This window comes from Pseudomonas sp. A-RE-19 (assembly GCF_019956555.1).
In the GTDB taxonomy this organism is placed as follows: domain Bacteria; phylum Pseudomonadota; class Gammaproteobacteria; order Pseudomonadales; family Pseudomonadaceae; genus Aquipseudomonas.
Map to the genome: position 1 here is coordinate 37363 of NZ_JAHBDQ010000070.1, position 21631 is coordinate 58993.

Genomic DNA, 21631 nt, shown 5'->3' on the forward strand with positions numbered 1-21631 from the left:
AGCATCCGCGCTATGAAGTTTTCCGGAAGATTTACCAGTGGCGTGATCATGCTGATCTCCAGCTGCACGGTGCTGGCGCAAAGTGAATTGGATGTGCGGATCAAACCGTCCAACGATGAACTGAAGGCCAATATAGAGGGCTATATCGGTAGCCTCGGCGATCGCGATGAAGAAGCCTTGCTGCGCTTCAGTCGTGGCGCCGAAGAACAGGCGCGCAAGGCGGCCCAGGCCATGGGTTATTACCAGCCGCACATCGACAGCGACGTGAAGGGCGGCAAGACGCCGCGCCTGGTGCTGAACATCGACCCCGGCGAGCCCATCCATTTGCGCAACGTCACGGTGCGCATCGAAGGCCCGGCGGCCTCGCTCAAATCTTTTCGTGTACCCCAAAGCGACCTGCTGAAATCCGGCGCGGTGCTTAACCACGGACACTATGAAGACGCCAAGCGGCTGATCCAGAATCAAGCCTCGCGCTATGGCTTTTTCAGTGGGCATTTCACCCGCCAGAAACTGTTGGTGGACCCGCGTGCCGGTGTCGCCGACATCGAATTGATCTACGACAGCGGCCCGCGCTATGCGCTGGGCAAAGTCAGTTTTGAAGGCGACACGCCGTTCGACGAAGACCTGCTGCAACGCATGGTGCCGTTCAAGGCCGGTACGCCCTATGACTCCGAACTGATCGCCGAACTCAATCAGGCGCTGCAATCGAGCGGTTATTTCGAGGGCGTGCGCGTGGACGCGGCGCCGACCGCCTCCAAAGACGATGTGATTCCGGTGGCGGTCAAGCTCGAAACCCGCAAGCCTCGGACCATGGGCTTGGGTCTGGGGTTCTCCACCGACGTCGGCCCGCGAATCAAGGCCAACTGGACCCGGCACTGGGTCAACCCGCAAGGCGACAGCTATGGCTGGGAAGCCGAGCTGTCGGCACCGCGGCAGAACGTCGGGGTGTTTTACGACATTCCCCTGGACCCGCCGCTGACCGACAAACTGCGCTGGGCCGCCGGCTATCAATATGAAGAAATCGCGGGCACCGACTCCCTGAGCAAGCTGCTGACCCTCGGCCCCGAATGGCACAGCAAGTTGCCCAGCGGCTGGCAGCGGGTGGTGTCCCTCAAGTGGCAACGCGAGGAATATCAACTCGGCGACGACTCGGGGCTCAGTACCTTGCTGATGCCCGGCGTGAGTTATTCGTACCTCAAAAGCGACAACCGCATCGACCCGCACAACGGTTATCGCCTGCAATTCGAAACCAAAGTCGCCAAGGAAGGATTGGGTTCGGACACCAATCTGGTCTACGGCACGGCACTGGTCAAAGGCCTGACCACGGTCTTCGATAAACACCGTTTGCTCGGTCGGGTGCAGGTCGGCGGTAGTGCCACCAACGGCTACAAATCAGTGCCGCCATCCTTGCGCTTCTTCGCCGGTGGCGATCAGAGCGTGCGTGGTTACGACTACCAGAGCCTGTCCCCGGAAAACTCCGATGGCGACCGTATCGGTGGCCGTTACATGGTTGCCGGCAGCGTCGAGTACCAATACTCCATCGCCGAAAAATGGCGGGTCGCAACCTTCATCGATCAGGGCAACTCCTTCAACACACTCCAATTGCCGAACCTCAAGACCGGTGTCGGTATTGGCGTGCGCTGGGTCTCGCCAGTGGGGCCGATTCGCCTCGACCTGGCCCATGCGCTGGACGACGACGGCGGCATTCGACTGCACTTTTCCATGGGGCCTGAGCTGTGAAGCGTGGTTTGAAAATAACGCTGCTGGTGATCCCGGCGCTGCTGATGCTGATCGTGCTGACACTGGCCGCGGTCCTTGGTACTCCGGCGGGCAGTCGTTGGGCGCTCGGGTTCGTGCCGGGTTTGACGGTGGAGAATTTCCAGGGGCGTTTGGGGGGACAGTGGAGCGCCGATCATCTGGTGTGGCAGCAGGACAGCAGCCGGGTTGAGCTGAGCAAAGCGATTTTCGCCTGGTCGCCGCTGTGCCTGACGCGGATGACACTGTGCATCGAGCAATTGCAGGCCGAGCAGGTCAGCCTGCAGTTCCCGCCCGGCGTGGAAGAGCCAAGCAGCGGTCCGATCCGTCTGCCGGACTTGAAGTTGCCGCTGGCCATTGAATTGGGTGACGTGCAGGTTGGCCGTCTGATATTCAACGGCAGCGAAGAACTCAAAGGGCTGCAATTGGCTGCGCACTGGACCGCCAAAGGTTTGCAGATCGACTCGGTGCACTTGCAGCGTGACGAACTGAGCCTGAATCTGTCTGGCCTGCTGCAACCCACCGGCAACTGGCCGCTCAACGTCGAAGGCAAACTGACCTTGCCGGCGCCAGGCACCGAGCCTTGGGCTCTGGCTTTGAAGGTCGACGGCGACCTGCTGAAAACCCTGAACCTGAAAGCCGACAGCAGCGGCTACCTGAACGGACAACTCAGCGGCGAGCTGCAACCGCTGGTGGAAAACCTGCCGGCCAACGTGCGGATCACCGCCGACGGCTTCAAACCCAGCGCCGATCTACCGGACACCTTGCAACTCAATCAACTGGAACTCACCGGCGACGGCGACCTGAAAAATGGCTACCAGTTGCTCGGCAAAGCCACGTTACCCGCCGAACTTGGCCCGGTCGCGTTGTTGCTGCAAGGCAAGGTCGACGCCAAGGGCGCGCAGATCGCCGGTCTCGACTTGACGGCCAACGACAAACAAAGCCTCAAACTCACCGGGCTTGTGGACTGGAGCAAAGGCCTGAGCGCTGATGCAAAAATCGACTGGATGGATTTCCCGTGGCACCGTCTCTATCCGTTGATCGACGAGCCGCAAGTGGCGCTGCGCAGTTTTAACGGTGAAGTCTCTTATACCGACGGCAACTACATCGGTAACTTCAAAGCCGCACTGGATGGGCCGGCCGGGGCGTTCAGTCTGAGCAGCCCGTTCAGCGGTGATCTGAGCAAAATCCATCTGCCGCAATTCAAGCTCGAAGCCGGGCAGGGCAAGGCCGAAGGGCACCTGAACCTGCAATTTGCCGACGGCATCGCCTGGGATACCGCGCTGGACCTCTCGGCGCTCAACCCGGCGTACTGGCTCTCGGAGTTGCCGGGCACCTTGGCTGGCTCCTTGCGCAGCAAGGGCGAGATGAAAAACGAAGCGCTCAGCCTGACCGCCGACCTGGACCTCAAAGGCAAACTGCGCGGGCAACCGGCCGTATTGCAAGCCAAGGCCGAGGGCGGCGGCGAGCAATGGAACCTCAGCGCGTTGCAGATTCGTCTCGGTGACAACAGCATCAACGGTCAAGGCAGCCTGCAACAGAAACTCGCCGGCCGGATCGACATCAAGATGCCGCGTCTGGCCCAGCTCTGGCCGCAACTGCGCGGTCAACTCAATGGTCGGGTCGATGTCGCCGGCACGCTCAAGGCGCCTCAAGGCAAGCTCGGTCTGCAAGGCACGCAACTGGCGTTCGAAGACAATCATCTGCAAAGCCTGAATCTGGACGCCACCCTCGACAGCGCCCAGCGGGCGAAGATCGATCTCAAGGGCAGCGGCATTCAGGCCGGCGACACGTCGCTGGGTACGTTGACCGTCAATGGCCAGGGCGATATCAAAAACCAGAAACTGGCCCTCGACCTTCAGGGGCCGAAGCTGAAACTGGCGCTTGGCCTCGACGGCACGCTGGACAAGGGCAATTGGCGCGGGCGTCTGGCCAGTGGCGATATCCAGGCCGGCGGTCAGGACTGGAAGCTGCAAAATCCGGCGAAGCTTGAGCGACTGGCGGATGGCAAAATCAACGTTGGCGCCCATTGCTGGATGTCCGGTGAGGCCAGCTTGTGTGGCGAAGACCAGCGCTTGATGCCCGAGCCGAAGCTGCGTTACCACCTCAAGCAATTCCCCATCGACAGCCTGGCGCAATGGCTGCCGAAGGATTTCGCCTGGAAGGGCAAGCTCAATGCCGACCTGCAACTGGATTTACCGGCCAGCGGCCCGAACGGCCAGGTCAGCATCGATGCCAGTGGCGGCACGTTGCGTATGCGCGAGAAGGAGCAATGGCTGGACTTCCCGTACCAGACCCTGAAACTCACCAGCAAACTCACGCCAAAACGCATCGACACCGACCTCAACTTTGTCGGTGGCAAGCTCGGTGAGCTGATGCTTCAGGCGCAGATCAACCCGCTGGCGAAGAACAAACCGCTGACCGGCTCATTCCGCCTCAGTGGTCTGGACTTGTCGGTAGCGCGACCGTTTGTGCCGATGGTCGAAAAACTCACCGGGCATTTGAACGGCAGCGGCACGCTCTCCGGCGGGTTGCTGGCGCCGCTGGTCAACGGCAACCTTGAGCTGCGCGACGGTGAAATCTCCGGGCCTGAGCTGCCGATGGCGCTCCATGCCTTGCAACTTCAAGCCGAGATTGCCGGTGAAACCGTGCAGTTGCATGGCGGCTGGAAAAGCGGAAAGACCGGGCAGGGCAACCTCAATGGCAACATCGCCTGGGGCCAGGCGTTGGTCGTGGATCTGGCGCTCAAGGGCTCGCAGTTACCGGTCACCGTTGAGCCCTACGCCGCACTGGAAGTCGCGCCGGACCTGAAGATCTCCATGAAGGACGACAGACTGGCGATTGTCGGCAAGGTGCTGGTGCCCAAGGGCGAGATCACCGTGCGTGAGCTGCCGCCGTCCACGGTCAAGGTCTCCGATGACACGGTGATCGTCGGTCAGCAGACCGAAGAGGGCAAACCGCCGATGGCCATGGCGATGGACATCGATGTGGTGGTGGGGGAGGACAAGCTGAGCTTTGCCGGATTCGGCCTGACCGCCAACCTGCAAGGTCATGTGCACATTGGCGACAACATGGACACCCGAGGCGAGCTGTGGCTCAACGACGGGCGTTATCGCGCCTACGGTCAGCGGCTGACGGTGCGCCGGGCGCGTCTGTTGTTTGCCGGCCCCATCGATCAGCCGTATCTGGACATCGAAGCGATCCGCCAGACCGACGACGTGATCGCCGGCATTCGCCTGAGTGGCAGTGCCGAGCAGCCGACCACGCAGATCTTTTCCGAACCGGCGATGAGTCAGGAGCAGGCGTTGTCCTATCTGGTGCTGGGGCGTCCGCTGAGCACCACCGGTGAAGACAACAACATGCTCGCCCAGGCCGCCCTCGGGTTGGGCTTGATGGGCAGTTCGGGTGTAACCAGCGGCTTGGCCAAGGACCTGGGGATTCAGGACTTCCAGCTTGATACCCAGGGCAGCGGGACCAACACTGCGGTGGTGGCCAGTGGCAACATCTCGGAAAAACTCAGCTTGCGTTATGGGGTTGGGGTGTTCGAACCCGCCAACACCATTGCCTTGCGCTACAAACTGAGCAAAAAAGTCTACCTCGAAGCCGCCAGCGGCGTGGCCAGTTCGCTGGATATCTTCTACAAGCGGGATTTCTAAAACCTCGATCCTTTCAGATAGACCGGGTCGCTCCCATCGTAAGCAGGCCCGCCCCCACACGGTTCGGTGTGGTCTTTGTGGGAGTGGGGCGGCGGCGCTTTGAGTGGCCAGTGCCAGGCTCTTGCCCATGGCGTTCACGGCCCCGTCGGCTCCGCGTTGCACGGTGCTGATCATGCCTTCGATTTCCACGGTGGAGGCCTGAGTGCGATGGGCCAAGGCACGAACTTCGTCGGCAACCACGGCAAAACCACGACCTTGCTCACCCGCACGGGCCGCTTCGATAGCGGCATTCAAGGCCAGCAGGTTGGTGTGCTCGGCGATGCTGCAAATCACGTCCAGCACCTTGCTGATCTCCCGGACATTGCCGGCCAGTTCGGTCACTGCCTGGTTGGAACCGGTGATTTCGGCCACCATGTGGGTGATGCCTGTCACGGTCTGTTTTACTTGTGACTGACCGTTAACGGCGTCGCTACTGGCGCTGCTTGAGGCTTGTGAAGTGGTGACGGCGTTACGTGCTACTTCTTCAACCGCAGCGGTCATCTCGTTGACCGCCGTAGCAGCCTGCTGGATTTCATCATTCTGACGGGTTAACCCGCGTGTGCTTTCTTCGGTCTCGGCTGACAGTTCTTCGGCGGCCGAGGCCAGTTGATCCGAAGCGTTGGCGATTTGTGTGAGGGTGCGCTTCAGGCCCCCTTGCATCGCAGAAATGGCATTGAGCAACTGGCCTGCTTGAGGGGTAATCGGATGCCGCGATTGACATCAAAATGTCATCTTTTAATCGCATGAACGCCATGTTCGCTGAGTAATGTTCTCGCCAATGAGATCGATCTCAAGCGAGCGACAATGACTGATTTGAAAGAAGTTGCACGACTGGCAGGTGTATCGCGGGCGACTGCCGCGCGGACCTTTGCCTCCCCCGAAGTGGTGCGTCCGGCGACCCGCGAGCAAGTGTTCGCCGCTGCCCGCGAGCTGGGTTTTCGGCCCAATCGCCTCGGCCGCCAACTGCGTTTGCAAACCACCAACCTGATCGGGGTGGTGGTCCCCAATCTCCTCAATCCGGTGTTCGCCGAGCAGTTCCAGGCAATGGAGCGGGCCGCGCGTTTGCGTGGCTACAATTTGTTGCTGGCGACCACCGATTACAACAGCGAGCGTGAAAGCGCGGTGGTCGAGGAGTTGTTGCGCCAGCGGGTTGACGGGCTGGTGCTGACCGTCACCGATGCCGAAAGCAACCGCGTGCTGCAAAGCCTCGCCAGCGAGGACACGCCGTTTGTGCTGGCTTATCACCAACCGGGCAATCCCGATTACAGCGCGGTGTCGGTCGACAACCGCGCCGGGATGGCACTGGCCACGCGTTACTTGTTGGACGCGGGGCATCGGCGCATTGGCATGGTCGCCGGCCCGGCATTGCAGTCTGACCGTGCCCGTCTGCGTTACGCCGGTTATGGCGACGCGATGCGTGAGCACGGCCTCGACAGCTTGCCGGTGATCGAAATGCCCGCCCATACCCAAGCCGATTTCGCCGCCCTTGAACCTTTTTTGTCCGGACCACAGGCGCCCAGCGCGTTGGTCTGTTCCAACGATTTGCTGGCGATCAGCCTGATCGCCGAACTGCGCCGACACGGCTGGAATGTGCCTCGGCAACTGTCAGTGATCGGTTTCGACGGTATCGCCCTGGGCACGCAAATGCACCCCACGCTGTGCAGCGTGGTGCAGCCAATTGCAACGCTGGCCAGCACGGTCATTGACCAGTTGCTGGCACAAATTGCTGGCGCCGCCCCGGTTTCCCATTGCCTGCCTTGCCATGTCCGGCCAGGCGAAAGTACTCAACCCTATGAGGAGAAACTCGATGATCCGCTTCACTAAAACCCTGGCGGCGTTATGGCTGTGCGGTGTGGCCAGCCTGGCCCAGGCCGCTGAAACGGCGATTTGCTACAACTGTCCGCCGGAATGGGCGGATTGGGGCACTCAACTCAAGGCCATTGCCGACACCACAGGCGTGCAGGTACCGCTGGACAACAAAAACTCTGGCCAGGCCCTGGCGCAGCTGGTTGCCGAGCACGCCGCGCCGGTGGCGGACGTGGTGTATTACGGCGTGACGTTCGGTTTACAGGCACAAAAAGCCGGAGTGGTCGGGACTTATAAACCCAAAGGCTGGGAGCAGATTCCGACGGGGTTGAAAGACCCGCAGGGGCACTGGTTTGCAATTCATTCCGGCACGTTGGGAATCATGGTCAACGTCGATGCGCTGGGTGGCTTGCCGGTTCCGCAGAGCTGGGCTGATCTGCTCAAGCCTGAGTACAAAGGCATGGTCGGCTACCTCGACCCATCCAGTGCATTCGTCGGTTACGTGTCGGCGGTCGCCATTAATCAGGCCATGGGCGGGACCCTGGATAACTTCGCGCCCGCCATTGATTACTTCCAGAAACTGGCGAAAAACGCGCCCATCGTGCCGAAACAAACCGCGTATGCGCGGGTGCTTTCCGGTGAGCTGCCGATTCTGGTCGACTACGATTTCAACGCTTACCGCGCGCGCTACAAAGACAAGGCCAACGTCGCTTTCGTGATCCCCAGGGAAGGCAGCATCAGCGTGCCTTACGTGATGAGCGTGGTCGACAACGCGCCGCATCGCGCCAACGCCGAAAAGGTCCTGGATTTTGTGCTGTCCGACCAGGGGCAGGCGTTATGGGCCAAGGCATATCTGCGTCCGGTTCGTGAGATGAAGATGCCGGCCGACGTCGCCGCGCAGTTCCTTCCAGACAGTGACTATGCCCGCGCCGGCGTGGTCGATTACGAAAAAATGGAGGCGGTGCAGGAAGCCTTTGCTGCGCGCTATCTGAGTGAGGTCAAGTAAGTGACGACTGTGCCGCTCAACGTGCAGGACGTCTCGTCCCGCCACGATGTTTTACAGCGCTTGCGACCAACGGCCGCCTGGGCGCTGGCCCCGGCGGCGGCGGTTCTGCTCGCGTTCTGGCTGTTGCCGCTGGCGCATTTGATTCTGCTGGGTGGGCAACGGCGCGACGGCAGCGACAGTGGCTATTGGCAAGTGCTCAGTAGTGCGCAATACCTTGGCAGCTTGGTGCAGACCTGCCTCCTGGCGGCGTTGGTGGCACTGGCGGCGTTGTTGGTCGGTGGCATCAGCGGGGTGTTTCTCGCTCGCCAGCAGTTCTTCGGGCGCTCGGCGTTGGTTGCGCTGCTGACGTTTCCGCTGGCGTTTCCCGGGGTGGTGGTCGGCTTTCTGGTGATTCTGCTGGCCGGTCGACAAGGCCTTTTTGCCTCGCTCGGTCTGGAGCTGGCGGGTGAGCGCTGGATTTTCGCTTACTCGCTGACGGGGCTGTTCATCGGTTATCTGTACTTCTCGATTCCGCGGGTGATTCTCACGGTGATGGCCGCGTGTGAAAGCCTGGATCGCAGCCTGGAAGAAGCCGCGCACTCACTCGGCGCCGGGCATTGGCGGGTGGTGTGCGACGTGATCGTGCCGGGGTTGGCTCCCGCGCTGGTGTCCTGCGGCGCCATTTGTTTCGCGACGTCGATGGGCGCTTTCGGCACTGCGTTCACCTTGGGCACGCGGCTGAACGTGACCCCCGTGGCCATCTATAACGTGTTCACCAACTACGCCAATTTCACCGTGGCCGCTGCGCTGTCGGTCATCCTCGGAGCGGTCACCTGGGCGGTGCTGTTACTGGCACGGCGCGTGGCCAAACAGTCGGGGACGGTTTTGTGAAACGAACAACACTGTTTATCGCACAGCTGGTTTTTACCCTGCTGGTCTGTGCCTTCATGTTGCTGCCCGTGCTGATGTCGTTGCTGGCGGGGCTGACGCGCAATTACTTCGTCGGGGTGTCCGGTGGCCTGACGTTCGACTGGTTGATTCAGGTCTGGCAAAGCTACTCGCCGACGGTCTGGTTATCGCTGCAATTGGCGGTTGCCTGTGCCGTGTGTGTTTGCGTGATCGGCGTGCCGGCGGCTTATGCCCTGGTGCGGATGAACAACCGCTTCAGCCGCGCATTCGAAGAGCTGATGGTATTGCCCGTGGCCATGCCAGGCTTGGCCACTGCTTTGGCGTTGCTGCTGACCTACGGGCAGTTCGGTGAATTTCGCAGCAGTTGGCTGTTTATCCTGGTGGGTCATGTGCTGTTTACCTTGCCATTTCTGGTGCGCCCAGTGATGGCGGTGATGCAGCGCCAGCACTTGCCGACGCTCGAAGAGGCGGCGGCGAGCCTCGGTGCCGGGCCGATCAAGCGTTTCTTCAGTGTGGTGGTGCCCAATTGTCGGGCCGGGATACTGGCCGGAGTGCTGATGGTCGTCACCCTGTCGCTGGGTGAGTTCAACCTGACCTGGATGCTCCACACACCGATGACCAAGACCTTGCCAGTGGGCCTGGCTGACAGCTATGCCTCGGCGCGGCTGGAAGTGGCCAGCGCCTACACCCTCATATTTCTGTTGATGATCGTGCCGCTGCTGATTGCGTTGCAGGCCATCAGCGCCCGTCTTTCTCGTGGAGAGCGTCGATGACTGGAACCACTATTCGCCTGCAGGGTTGCCGCAAGGCGTTCTCTGACGGAACCGTTGCTGTAGACGATTTGAACCTGACTATCGAGGCCGGGGAAACCTTGGCGATCCTTGGCCCGTCCGGTTGCGGTAAAACCACCACGTTGCGCATGATCGCCGGCCTTGAGCGCCCGGATGTCGGGCAGATTTTCTTTGCCGACAGTGACGTCACACGCCTGCCCATCGAGCGCCGCGACGTGGGCATGGTGTTTCAGAATTACGCGTTGTTTCCGAACCTGGACGTGGCCGGCAATATTGTTTACGGCCTGAAGATAAGAGGCCTGTCGCCCGCCGAACGCAACAAGCGTTGCGCCGAGTTACTGGAACTGGTCGGCCTGCAGGGTCACGGCAAACGCCGCATTCACGAGTTGTCCGGCGGCCAGCGTCAGCGGGTGGCACTCGCCCGTGCGTTGGCCCCCCGGCCTCGGGTGTTGCTGCTTGATGAGCCGTTGGCAGCGCTGGATGCGCAGTTGCGCGAACGGCTGCGCAGCGAGCTGGATCAACTGCTGCGCAGCTTGCGCATTACCTCGGTGTTTGTGACGCACGACCAGGGCGAGGCCATGGCGCTGGGGGACCGGATCCTGGTCATGGAGCGCGGACGCATCGCACAACTGGCCACGCCGCGAGACATCTATCAGCAACCCGCCAACGCGTTTGTCGCCAGTTTCGTCGGCAACCTCAATGCGTTCCCGGTGATCGAGCCGACCGCCCATGGCTTGAAGGTCAGCGGCGGCGAGTTGCCCTGGAAGGGCATCCCTGTGCCGACGACGGTGTACTGCCGTCCTGAGCATTTGCGGGTGATGGACGGTGCCGGGCATGTGCGCGGTCGTCTGGTCGGGCAGTTTTTCCAGGGGGCGCAAAGTCGCCTGTTGGTGGACGTTGGGGCTGGGCAGCCATTGCTGGTCGACAGCGCTGACGGCGTCATTCATGCCACCGGCGCGCTGATTGCCCTGGCCATCGAGCCACACGTGTTGTTCACCCTGCATTCGTGATGTTTTTTGTTTAAGAGCACTTATTTTGAACAGTCCGTTTCTTATTGCGCAGATCAGCGATTTGCACCTTAAAGCCGATCAAAAGCTGACCTATGGCGTGGTCGACTGTCTGGGCGCGTTGCGGCGCGCGGTCGATCATTTGAATGCCAGCCAACCACGCCCTGACATCGTGGTCATCAGCGGCGACCTGGTGGATTTCGGCCGTGCCGATGAATACGCGGTGCTCAAGCGCGAACTGGCGCGATTGCACATGCCTGTCTATCTGGTACCCGGCAATCACGATGATCGCGAGCAGCTACTGGCGGGATTTACCCATCACACTTATTTGCCGACTAACGCCAATGCGCCGCTCGATTGGGTGGTCGAGGAGCACCCGGTACGCCTGATCGGCCTGGACTCGACCCGGCCGGGCGCCCATGGCGGTCAATTGCTGGACAGCCAGTTGCGCTGGCTCGATGAGCAATTGTCCCGTCGCCCCCATGTACCGACGCTGTTGATTCTCCATCATCCGCCGTTTATCACCGGTATCGGCCACATGGACCACGAGCCGTTTATCAATACCGCGGCGCTGGAAGCGCTCGTCGCTCGCCATCCGCAGGTAGAACGCTTGCTTTGTGGGCATCTGCATCGGCCGATGCAGCGTCGCTTCGGCGGCTCGCTGAGTTGTGTGTGCCCCGGCACTTCCCACCAGATTGTGCTGGATCTGGAGGCATCCGCGCCCGCACATTTCAATCTGGAGCCAGCGGGGTACCTGGTGCATCGCTGGCATCCGCAACAAGGTCTGGTGACCCACAACGCCGTGTTCGGTGAATACGCCGGGCCTTATCCATTTTATGACGTTCATGGATTGATCGACTGATAACACCAGGACGATGACGATGCTGTCCTTATTTAGCTTGGGGAGGTTTTAACGACGGCCACTTAGTACGGTTACACGACGTTTATCTCAATGATGACTTAATGCTCGGGCTTATCCATTGGCGGGCCCGTTGCTTCCTGCTGTCTTTTTACTGCGCACAGAACATGGTTTCTGCGCTGGAGTTCGCCCTGATGAAAGCCTCGCTTCAAGTATTAAGTTTTTTGACCGGCGGTTTGGGCATGGCCCTGAGTCCCCTGGCGTCTGCTGATTTCATTAATGACAGTAAAGCCAACTTGAACTTGCGTAACTTCTATTTCAATAACGATAACCGCGACGGTGCCGCCGCGCCGTCGAAAACCGAAGAGTGGGGCCAAGGCTTCATGCTCAACTATCAGTCGGGGTTCACCGACGGTACGGTGGGTTTCGGTCTGGATGCGATCGGTTTGCTTGGGATCAAGCTCGATAGCGGTGAAGGACGGCATGTCGGCAGTTCAATGATTCCCAGCGATGGCGATAAGGCCGCGGATCAATGGGGGCGTGTCGGTGCGACGGCAAAGATGCGGTTCTCCAAGACCGAGTTGCGCTACGGCACCTTGCAGCCGAAGTTGCCGATTCTGGTGGCGAACGATGGTCGACTGCTGCCGCAAACCTTTGAAGGCGGTCAGGTCACCAGCAACGAACTCGATAACCTGACCTTTACCGCCGGCCAAATTGAGCATGCTACTGGCCGCGGTTCCAGCGACAGTGCCGGCCTGGCGGTGGCGGGCGCCACCCAGGAAAGCAACAAGTTCACCTTTGCCGGCGGTGATTACAAACTGACTAAAGACCTGACTGCCCAGTATTACTACGCCAATCTCGAAGACTATTACCAACAGCACTTCGCCGGTTTATTGCATGTTCTGCCGTTGGGTGAATACGGCTCGCTGAAAACCGACTTGCGATATTTCAAGACCACTTCCGATGGCAAGAACAGCAATGCAGCCGGGCGTGCCAGTGGTTACAAGTTTGGTGGTTATACCAAAGGCGGGACGGGTGAAATCGACAACGATACCTGGAGTGCGGCATTCATTTACTCGTTAGGCGGCCATGCCATTACGGCGGGTTATCAAAGCGTTTCCGATGACAGCAACTTTGCTCAACTCAATCAGGGCGGGTTGGTCGACAAAGGCGAGGGCGGCGCCAGTCTTTATCTGTACACCGACCGCACCATCCAAACCTTCATCCAGGCCGGCGAACGGACCGCTTTCGCGCAATACGCCTACGACTTCGCCGCAATGGGAGTTCCGGGCCTGAAGGCGTCGGTCATGTACCTCAAGGGCAACAACATCCAGACGACCAGCGGCCAGGACGCGAGCGAATGGGAGCGCGATATATCCCTGGATTATGTAATTCAAAGTGGCGCGTTGAAAAACGTCGGTTTCGGCTGGCGCAACGCAATGTTACGCAGCGATATCGCCCGCAACCAGGATCAGAATCGCCTGATCGTGAGCTATTCCATTCCCCTGATGTAAGCCCGCCTTCAAGCCCATCGGCGAACAGGTTCACGATCATGTGCGTGAACCTGTTCCTGCCGACGATTTGCCCCTTCGTTCCCCGCCGCTGATCAGCCAAATACAAAGCATCCTAACTAATGCGTTGACATTGGCTGCCTAGGCAGTAATATCTCGACATACATTCTCTGCCTAGGCAGCTAATTGGTGTTCAGATGAAACATTTCAGCTCATACGATTTCCATAATTGCCATCTCGGCCTCCTGCTCGGACGCGCCGCGCTGCTCAAGGACCGGATCATCGACACGCACATGGAACCCCACGGCATCACCGCCGCGCAGTTCAAGGTGCTGATCATCATGGCCCAGTTCGGCGTCGATACCCCGGCCGAGCTATGCCGTCACCTATCGCTGGACAGCGGTTCGATGACTCGCATGCTCGATCGTCTGGAACAGAAAGGTTTCCTCGCCCGCCAACGCTCCGAGGCGGACCGCCGTCAGGTTCAGTTGGTGCTGACCGAACAGGGCCAGCAGCTGACCGACCAGTTGCCGCAGATCGGCGCCGACGCCATGAATGAACTGGCCGGCGCCATCACCCCGGAAGAATTGAAAACCCTGGAACAGATCCTGAAGAAAATTCTGGTAGCAGCGGGTGACTCGATCACCTTGTTGCGGGTAGGTGGCGATGAACAGTAAAAGCCTGCGTAGCGGACTGAGCCTGGTGCTGTTGGCCATGAGCCTTGCCGGTTGCGCCAGTTACAGCGGCCTGACCACCGAAGGCGTCAGCCTCGATGCGAAAAATCTCAAGGCCGGGCAATCCCTCAACGGCGTGACCCTGTCACCCGCCGCGTGGCCGAAAAGCGACTGGTGGAAAAACCTCGGCGACCCGCAGCTTGACGGTCTGATCCGCGAAGCCCTGCACGACAGCCCCGACATGCAAATCGCCGACGCCCGTGCCCATCAGGCCAGCGCCGCCGCGTATGCCGCCGATGCCGCACGGATGCCGACTCTGGATGCCAGCGCCGGTGTCAGTCGTTCGCGTCTGGCTCGCGATCAGGACCCGAGCGGGCAGGGCGGCACCTACTCCACCGTGCGTAATCTCGGCGCCAAGTTCAATTACAACTTCGACCTCTGGGGCGGTCAGCGCGATGCCTGGGAAGCCGCATTGGGCCAGGCCCGCGCCGCCGAAGTCGATCAGCAGGCCGCGCAGCTGACCTTGTCCGCCGACGTCGCCCGCGCCTACAGCGATTTGGGCCAGGCACACATCATCCATGACCTGGCCAGTGAAGACCTCAAGCGCACCAAGCAAATGCTCGACCTGAGCCAGCGTCGCCTGAACTCGGGGATCGACAGTCAGTACCAGTTCCAGCAGACCGAAAGCCTGGAAGCCAGCGCCGAAGCCAGCCTGATAGACGCCGAGAAACGCCTGCAAAGCGCGAAAATCGCTTTGGCTGTGCTACTCGGCAAAGGCCCGGATCGCGGCAATGAAATCGCCCGGCCGAAAATCCTTCAGGCCAGCGCAGTGGCACTGCCATCGGTGTTGCCGGCCGAGTTACTGGGTCGTCGTCCAGACCTGGTAGCCGCCCGCTGGCGGGTCGAAGCGGCGAGCAAGAACATCGCCGCCGGCAAAACCCAGTTCTATCCCAATCTGAACCTTAGCGCCGCGGCCGGTGCCGAATCGTTATTGGGAGACGCAATGTTCGGTTCCGCCAGTCGCTTCTTCAATATCGCGCCGACCATCTCGGTGCCGATTTTCGACGGCGGCCGTTTGCGTGCCGACCTTGATTCCCGCGACGCCGATTACGACCTCGCGGTGGCGCAGTACAACAAAAGCCTGGTGAAAGCCCTGGGCGATGTCAGCGACACCATCAACCAGCTGCGTGATATCGGCCGGCAAATCGGCGCCCAGCAACATGCGACCGACATTGCCCAGGATTCTTACAACACCGTGGTCCAGCGTTACGGTTCCGGTATCGGTAACTACCTGGACGTGCTCAGCATCGAGCAGCAATTGCTCCAGGCCCAGCGTCAGCTGGCCAACCTGAATGCCGAGCAGATCGACCTGTCGATTCAATTGATGCAGGCGCTGGGTGGCGGTTTTCAGGGCGAAACCCTGACCGCAGCCAACGCAATCCCAGCCACGCAGCACAACTAATTCAAGGTACTCGTCATGGCCACTGTCGATACAACCCCTGCTCCAACTGATATAGCGTCTGACAACGCTCAAGACACGAGCAATCCACGCAAACGCAAAGTGATGCTGTTTGTACTGACCCTCGTGGTCATCCTCGCCGGGCTCGGCGTCTGGGGTTATCACGAACTCTTCGGTCGCTGGAATGAAAGCACCGACGACGCCTATGTGAACGGCAACGTGGTGGAAATCACCCCGCTGGTCACTGGTACCGTGGTCAGCATTGGCGCCGACGATGGCGATCTGGTCCACGAAGGCCAGGTGCTGATCAACTTCGACCCGAACGATGCCGAAGTCGGGCTGCAAAGTGCCCAGGCCAATCTGGCCCGCACCGTGCGTCAGGTGCGCGGTTTGTACAGCAACGTCGACGGCATGAAAGCCCAGGTCAATGCGCAGCAGGCTGAAGTGCAAAAAGCTCAGGACAACTTCAATCGCCGGAAAAACCTCGCCGCTGGCGGCGCGATTTCCCAGGAAGAACTGTCCCATGCTCGCGATGACCTGACCTCGGCGCAAAACGCCCTGGCCAACGCCAAACAACAGCTCATGACCACCAGCGCGCTGGTCGATGACACCGTGGTGTCGTCGCACCCGGACGTAATGTCCGCTGCCGCGCAATTGCGTCAGGCGTACCTGAACAATGCCCGCAGCACCTTGATCGCACCGGTCACCGGTTACGTTGCCAAACGCAGCGTGCAACTGGGGCAGCGGGTCCAGCCGGGCACCGCGCTGATGGCGGTGATCCCGCTGGATCAACTGTGGATCGACGCCAACTTCAAGGAAACCCAACTGCGTGACATGCGCATCGGTCAGCCAGTGGACATCGAAGCCGACCTCTACGGCAGCGACGTCAAATACAGCGGCACCATCGACAGCCTTGGCGCCGGGACCGGCAGCGCGTTTGCCTTGCTGCCGGCGCAGAACGCCACCGGTAACTGGATCAAGATCGTCCAGCGGGTGCCGGTACGCATTCACATCAACACCGAAGAACTGGCCAAGCACCCGTTGCGGGTCGGCCTGTCGACTCAGGTCGATGTGAACCTGCATGACCAGAGCGGTCCGGTGCTGGCGCAACAGCCGCCGCAACAGGCGTCGTTCAGCACCAGTGTCTACGACCGTCAGTTGGCCGAGGCCGACGCGATGATCACCCAGTTGATCCACGACAACAGCGCCGCGGTCATTAAAACCGCGCACCGCTGATTCGCCACAGCTCGCTCCCACAAGGTCAGCTGCGTCAGTAACAGGCGCAGCGCCATCCTCGTTCCAAAGGATTCGCGATGAGCAAAAACGCCTCTTTCTCGCCGCCCAGCCTGGTGCTCAGCACCATCGGCCTGTCGCTGGCGACGTTCATGCAGGTGCTCGACACCACCATCGCCAACGTGGCCTTGCCGACGATTTCCGGCAACCTGGGCGTGAGTTCGGAGCAGGGCACCTGGGTGATTACCTCGTTTGCCGTGAGCAACGCCATTGCGCTGCCGCTGACCGGTTGGCTCAGCCGGCGCTTTGGCGAGGTGAAGCTGTTTCTCTGGGCGACGATGCTGTTCGTGCTGGCGTCGTTTCTCTGCGGTATCTCGACCTCGATGCCGGAGCTGATCGGCTTTCGGGTGCTTCAAGGCTTGGTGGCCGGGCCGTTGTACCCGATGACCCAAACGCTGTTGATCGCGGTCTATCCGCCCGCCAGGCGAGGCATGGCCCTGGCGTTGCTGGCAATGGTCACGGTGGTGGCGCCGATTGCAGGGCCCATCCTCGGCGGCTGGATCACCGACAGCTACAGCTGGCCGTGGATTTTCTTTATCAACGTACCGATCGGGGTTTTCGCGGTGATGGTGGTGCGCCAGCAACTCAAGGCGCGTCCGGTGGAGACCAGTTACCAGCCGATGGATTACGTGGGTTTGATCTCCTTGATCATTGGTGTCGGCGCACTGCAGGTAATCCTCGACAAGGGCAATGACCTGGACTGGTTCGAATCGAATTTCATCCTGATCGGCGCGGCTATTTCGGTGATAGCACTGGCGGTATTCGTGATCTGGGAAATGACCGACAAACACCCGGTGGTCAACCTGCGGCTGTTTGCTTACCGTAATTTCCGCATCGGCACCGTTGTGTTGGTGCTGGGTTACGCCGGGTTCTTCGGCATCAACCTGATCCTGCCGCAATGGTTGCAAACCCAGATGGGCTACACGGCCACTTGGGCGGGGCTGGCGGTGGCGCCGATCGGTATTTTGCCGGTGCTGATGTCGCCGTTTGTCGGTAAATACGCACACAAGTTCGACCTGCGGCTGCTGGCCGGCCTGGCGTTCCTGGCGATTGGCCTGAGCTGCTTCATGCGTGCCGGGTTTACCAACGAAGTGGACTTCCAGCACATCGCCCTGGTGCAGCTGTTCATGGGCATTGGCGTGGCGCTGTTCTTCATGCCGACCCTGAGCATCTTGATGTCGGACTTGCCACCGAGCCAGATTGCCGATGGCGCGGGGCTTGCGACCTTCCTGCGGACCCTGGGCGGTAGTTTTGCCGCGTCGTTGACCACCTGGATCTGGATTCGCCGTGCCGATCAGCACCATGCCTATTTGAGTGAAAGCATCTCCACCTATGAGCCGGCGACCCGGGATGCCCTGAATGCGCTGGGCGGGGCGGGCAACCCGGCCTACGCGCAGCTGGATCATGTGCTGACCAGTCAGGCGTACATGCTCTCCACCGTGGATTACTTCACGTTGCTGGGGTGGGCGTTCATGGGGTTGATTGTGCTGGTGTGGCTGGCGAAACCGCCGTTTGCGGCGAAAGCGGGGCCGGCTGCTGCCGGTCATTGAGCGAAACCCTGTAGGAGTGAGGCTTGCCCGCGAAGGCGTCACCACATTCAACATCAATGTTGACTGATATGACGCCTTCGCGGGCAAGCCTCGCTCCTACAAGGATTTCACTCTGCAGTCAGGCGCGGGTTACCAAAATCAAACGGCGCCAGCGCAAACCCTTGCTCATCCACCTGCAACGCCCAGCCCTGACGATCCCAATCCCCCAACACAATGCGTTTGGCCGCCTGCTCGCCAATCTGCAACTTGTGGATGGCGGGGCGATGGGTGTGCCCGTGGATCAGGGTTTTCACGCCATATTGCTGCATGATCCGCGGTATTTCTTCCGGCGTGACATCAACAATGTCATTGGCCTTCATCCGCGTCTGCGCACGGCTTTCACTGCGCAGCTTGCGCGCCAGTTTATGGCGAGTGCGCAAGGGCAGGTGCCGCAGGACAAACAGGGTGATCGGGTTACGCAGGTAGCGTCGCAGCTTCATATAGCCGACGTCGCGGGTACAGAGGCTGTCGCCGTGCATCAACAGCACCGGCTCGCCGTAAAACTGCACGACACTCGGGTCTTTGAGCAAGGTGCAGCCGGCTGCTTTGCAGAAGGCCTTGCCGAGCATGAAGTCGCGATTGCCGTGCATCAGAAAAATGGCCGTGCCGCTGTCGCCAAGTTCGCGCAGGGCCTGGCAGATGGAACGCTGGAACGGCGTCATGGCATCGTCGCCAATCCACGCCTCGAAAAAGTCGCCCAGAATGTACAACGCACTCGCCGAGCGGGCGCGTTCGGCGAGCAAATCCAGAAACGCCCGGGTAATGTCCGGGCGCTCCTCTTCCAGATGCAAGTCTGAAATCAGCAATATCACGCTTCGATGATCTCGGCTTTCTCGATGATCACGTCTTCTGCGGGTACGTCCTGGTGGCCGGCTTTGGAGGTGGTGGCCACGCCTTTGATCTTGTCGACTACATCGGTGCCTTCAACGACTTTAGCGAACACCGCGTAGCCCCAACCCTGAGTGGTTTTGCCGCTGTGGTTCAGGAAGCTGTTGTCAGCCACGTTGATGAAGAACTGGGCGGAAGCCGAATGCGGCTCCATGGTGCGGGCCATGGCCACGCTGTACTTCACGTTCGGCAGGCCGTTGTCGGCTTCGTTCTGGATGCTTGGGCGCTTGTCTTTCTTTTCTTTCATGCCTGGCTCGAAACCGCCGCCCTGGATCATGAAGTTACCGATGACGCGGTGGAAAACAGTGTTTTCGTAGTGACCGGCTTTAACGTACTCGATGAAGTTGGCCACGGTGATCGGGGCTTTCTCAGCGTTCAGTTCCAGGACGATGTCGCCATGGTTGGTGGTCAGTTTGACTTGGGTCATGATCATCACTCTTTATGAGGTAAAGCGTTTTCTATGAATTCGTGGGTTTCGGGGCGTTCAGGCCCTCAACCGGTCCGGCCAAATTCGGCCAAGGTGCGCAGTTTAGCGTGCCGGGCGCGAATTTCGAGGCTGTTTTTCATTGGCAACCGATTAAATGCAACCGATTGCCGGCCTGCTCTGTCAGCCACTTGACAGCATCGGCTATGATAAGCCCCTTTGATTTATAACAGCCGCTTTGATTTGGCCAACTGGCCGCGCACTTGTACGTTCAAGGATCCTATGAGCAAGCCCACTGTCGACCCTACCTCGAATTCCAAGACTGGCCCTGCCGTGCCGGTCAACTTCCTGCGGCCGATCATCCAGGCAGACCTGGACTCGGGTAAGCACACGCAGATCGTCACCCGTTTCCCGCCTGAGCCCAACGGCTACCTGCACATCGGTCACGCCAAGTCGATCTGTGTGAACTTCGGCCTGGCCCAGGAATTCGGCGGTGTCACGCACCTGCGTTTCGACGACACCAACCCGGCCAAGGAAGACCAGGAATACATCGACGCGATCGAAAGCGACGTCAAATGGCTGGGTTTCGAATGGTCCGGTGAAGTGCGCTATGCCTCGCAGTATTTCGACCAGTTGCATGACTGGGCGGTAGAGCTGATCAAGGCCGGCAAGGCTTACGTTGACGATCTGACCCCTGAGCAGGCCAAGGAATACCGCGGCAGCCTGACCGAGCCGGGCAAAAACAGCCCGTTCCGTGACCGCTCCGTGGAAGAAAACCTGGACTGGTTCGCCCGCATGCGCGCCGGCGAGTTCCCTGACGGCGCACGCGTGCTGCGGGCCAAGATCGACATGGCCTCGCCGAACATGAACCTGCGCGACCCGATCATGTATCGCATCCGTCACGCGCATCACCACCAGACCGGCGACAAGTGGTGCATCTACCCGAACTACGACTTCACCCACGGTCAGTCGGATGCCCTCGAAGGCATCACGCACTCGATCTGCACCCTGGAGTTCGAAAGCCACCGTCCGCTGTACGACTGGTTCCTCGACAACCTGCCAGTGCCGGCGCACCCGCGTCAGTACGAGTTCAGCCGCCTGAACCTGAACTACACCATCACCAGCAAGCGCAAGCTCAAGCAACTGGTCGATGAAAAGCACGTTCATGGCTGGGACGATCCGCGCATGTCCACGTTGTCGGGTTTCCGCCGCCGTGGCTATACGCCGAAATCGATCCGCAACTTCTGCGAAATGATCGGCACCAACCGTTCCGACGGCGTGGTCGATTTCGGCATGCTCGAATTCAGCATCCGTGACGACCTCGACCACAGCGCTCCGCGCGCCATGTGCGTACTGCGTCCGTTGAAAGTCGTGATCACCAACTACCCGGAAGGCCAGGTCGAGAACCTCGAATTGGCGTGCCACCCGAAAGAAGACATGGGCGTGCGCGTCCTGCCGTTCGCCCGTGAGCTCTACATCGACCGTGAAGACTTCATGGAAGAGCCGCCGAAAGGCTACAAGCGCCTGGAGCCGAACGGCGAAGTGCGTCTGCGCGGCAGCTACGTGATCCGTGCCGACGAAGCGATCAAGGACGCCGAGGGCAACATCGTCGAACTGCGTTGCTCCTACGATCCGCAAACCCTGGGCAAGAACCCTGAAGGCCGCAAGGTCAAAGGCGTGGTGCACTGGGTGCCGGCCGCGGCCAGCGTCGAATGCGAAGTGCGTCTGTACGATCGCCTGTTCCGTTCGGCCAACCCTGAAAAGGCCGAAGACAGCGCCAGTTTCCTGGACAACATCAACCCTGACTCGCTGCAAGTCCTCACCGGTTGTCGTGCCGAGCCTTCGCTTGGCAATGCACAGCCGGAAGACCGTTTCCAGTTCGAGCGCGAAGGTTACTTCGTCGCGGATATCAAGGACTCGAAACCAGGTCATCCGGTGTTCAACCGTACCGTGACCTTGCGTGATTCGTGGGGCCAGTGATTCAAG

General features: G+C 60.2%; 16 protein-coding genes and 1 pseudogene. 14 read left to right on the forward strand and 3 right to left on the reverse strand.

Annotated features, from left to right (window positions below; genetic code table 11):
- Positions 1-12 precede the first annotated feature (12 nt).
- Positions 13-1740 (forward strand): autotransporter assembly complex protein TamA, encoded by a 1728-nt coding sequence (locus tag KGB14_RS25625; protein WP_223489847.1) that lies wholly within the window; start codon positions 13-15, stop codon positions 1738-1740.
- Positions 1737-5411 carry a translocation/assembly module TamB domain-containing protein gene (locus KGB14_RS25630; protein WP_223489849.1) on the forward strand — a complete coding sequence of 1225 codons (3675 nt, stop codon included), beginning with the start codon at positions 1737-1739 and terminating at the stop codon, positions 5409-5411. Before KGB14_RS25625 ends, KGB14_RS25630 begins: the two co-directional genes overlap by 4 nt.
- A gap of 167 nt (positions 5412-5578) precedes the next feature.
- On the opposite strand, the pseudogene KGB14_RS25635 reads toward KGB14_RS25630, so the two are convergent.
- Positions 5579-6143 (reverse strand): annotated as a pseudogene (locus tag KGB14_RS25635) (methyl-accepting chemotaxis protein); the annotation flags it as partial.
- 111 nt (positions 6144-6254) lie between these two features.
- Here KGB14_RS25635 and KGB14_RS25640 point away from each other — a divergent pair.
- From KGB14_RS25640 to KGB14_RS25690, 11 genes are all read left to right on the forward strand, one after another.
- The gene (locus tag KGB14_RS25640; protein ID WP_223489851.1) at positions 6255-7274 is read left to right on the forward strand and encodes a substrate-binding domain-containing protein; all 1020 of its coding nucleotides are present in this window, start codon (positions 6255-6257) and stop codon (positions 7272-7274) included.
- The gene (locus KGB14_RS25645; protein WP_223489853.1) at positions 7258-8262 is read left to right on the forward strand and encodes an ABC transporter substrate-binding protein; all 1005 of its coding nucleotides are present in this window, start codon (positions 7258-7260) and stop codon (positions 8260-8262) included. The genes KGB14_RS25640 and KGB14_RS25645 overlap by 17 nt, the downstream gene beginning before the upstream one ends.
- Before the next feature lie 21 nt (positions 8263-8283).
- Positions 8284-9132 carry an ABC transporter permease gene (locus KGB14_RS25650; RefSeq protein ID WP_223490195.1) on the forward strand — a complete coding sequence of 283 codons (849 nt, stop codon included), beginning with the start codon at positions 8284-8286 and terminating at the stop codon, positions 9130-9132.
- Positions 9129-9923, forward strand: coding sequence for an ABC transporter permease (locus tag KGB14_RS25655; RefSeq protein WP_223489855.1), 795 nt, complete (start codon positions 9129-9131; stop codon positions 9921-9923). The genes KGB14_RS25650 and KGB14_RS25655 overlap by 4 nt, the downstream gene beginning before the upstream one ends.
- Complete coding sequence (locus tag KGB14_RS25660) at positions 9920-10951, forward strand: ABC transporter ATP-binding protein (RefSeq protein WP_223489857.1); 1032 nt, start codon at positions 9920-9922, stop codon at positions 10949-10951. The genes KGB14_RS25655 and KGB14_RS25660 overlap by 4 nt, the downstream gene beginning before the upstream one ends.
- A gap of 25 nt (positions 10952-10976) precedes the next feature.
- Positions 10977-11810: a phosphodiesterase gene (locus KGB14_RS25665; RefSeq protein ID WP_223489859.1), complete on the forward strand. Its 834-nt coding sequence runs from the start codon at positions 10977-10979 to the stop codon at positions 11808-11810.
- Between the two features lie 191 nt (positions 11811-12001).
- Positions 12002-13321 carry an OprD family porin gene (locus KGB14_RS25670; RefSeq protein WP_223489861.1) on the forward strand — a complete coding sequence of 440 codons (1320 nt, stop codon included), beginning with the start codon at positions 12002-12004 and terminating at the stop codon, positions 13319-13321.
- 194 nt (positions 13322-13515) lie between these two features.
- Positions 13516-13995, forward strand: coding sequence for a MarR family winged helix-turn-helix transcriptional regulator (locus tag KGB14_RS25675; RefSeq protein WP_223489863.1), 480 nt, complete (start codon positions 13516-13518; stop codon positions 13993-13995).
- Positions 13985-15454, forward strand: coding sequence for an efflux transporter outer membrane subunit (locus tag KGB14_RS25680; protein ID WP_223489866.1), 1470 nt, complete (start codon positions 13985-13987; stop codon positions 15452-15454). Before KGB14_RS25675 ends, KGB14_RS25680 begins: the two co-directional genes overlap by 11 nt.
- Positions 15455-15469: 15 nt before the next feature.
- Complete coding sequence (locus KGB14_RS25685) at positions 15470-16687, forward strand: HlyD family efflux transporter periplasmic adaptor subunit (protein ID WP_223489868.1); 1218 nt, start codon at positions 15470-15472, stop codon at positions 16685-16687.
- 77 nt (positions 16688-16764) lie between these two features.
- Complete coding sequence (locus KGB14_RS25690) at positions 16765-18294, forward strand: DHA2 family efflux MFS transporter permease subunit (RefSeq protein ID WP_223489870.1); 1530 nt, start codon at positions 16765-16767, stop codon at positions 18292-18294.
- Positions 18295-18401: 107 nt separating this feature from the next.
- On the opposite strand, the gene lpxH is transcribed toward KGB14_RS25690, so the two are convergent.
- Both lpxH and KGB14_RS25700 read right to left on the reverse strand, forming a co-directional pair.
- Positions 18402-19145: a UDP-2,3-diacylglucosamine diphosphatase gene (gene lpxH / locus KGB14_RS25695; protein WP_223489873.1), complete on the reverse strand. Its 744-nt coding sequence runs from the start codon at positions 19143-19145 to the stop codon at positions 18402-18404.
- Positions 19142-19648 carry a peptidylprolyl isomerase gene (locus KGB14_RS25700; RefSeq protein WP_223489875.1) on the reverse strand — a complete coding sequence of 169 codons (507 nt, stop codon included), beginning with the start codon at positions 19646-19648 and terminating at the stop codon, positions 19142-19144. Before KGB14_RS25700 ends, lpxH begins: the two co-directional genes overlap by 4 nt.
- A gap of 279 nt (positions 19649-19927) precedes the next feature.
- On the opposite strand from KGB14_RS25700, the gene KGB14_RS25705 reads away from it, so the two are divergent.
- On the forward strand, positions 19928-21625 hold the full coding sequence (locus tag KGB14_RS25705; protein WP_223489877.1) for a glutamine--tRNA ligase/YqeY domain fusion protein: 1698 nt from the start codon (positions 19928-19930) through the stop codon (positions 21623-21625).
- Positions 21626-21631: the final 6 nt, after the last annotated feature.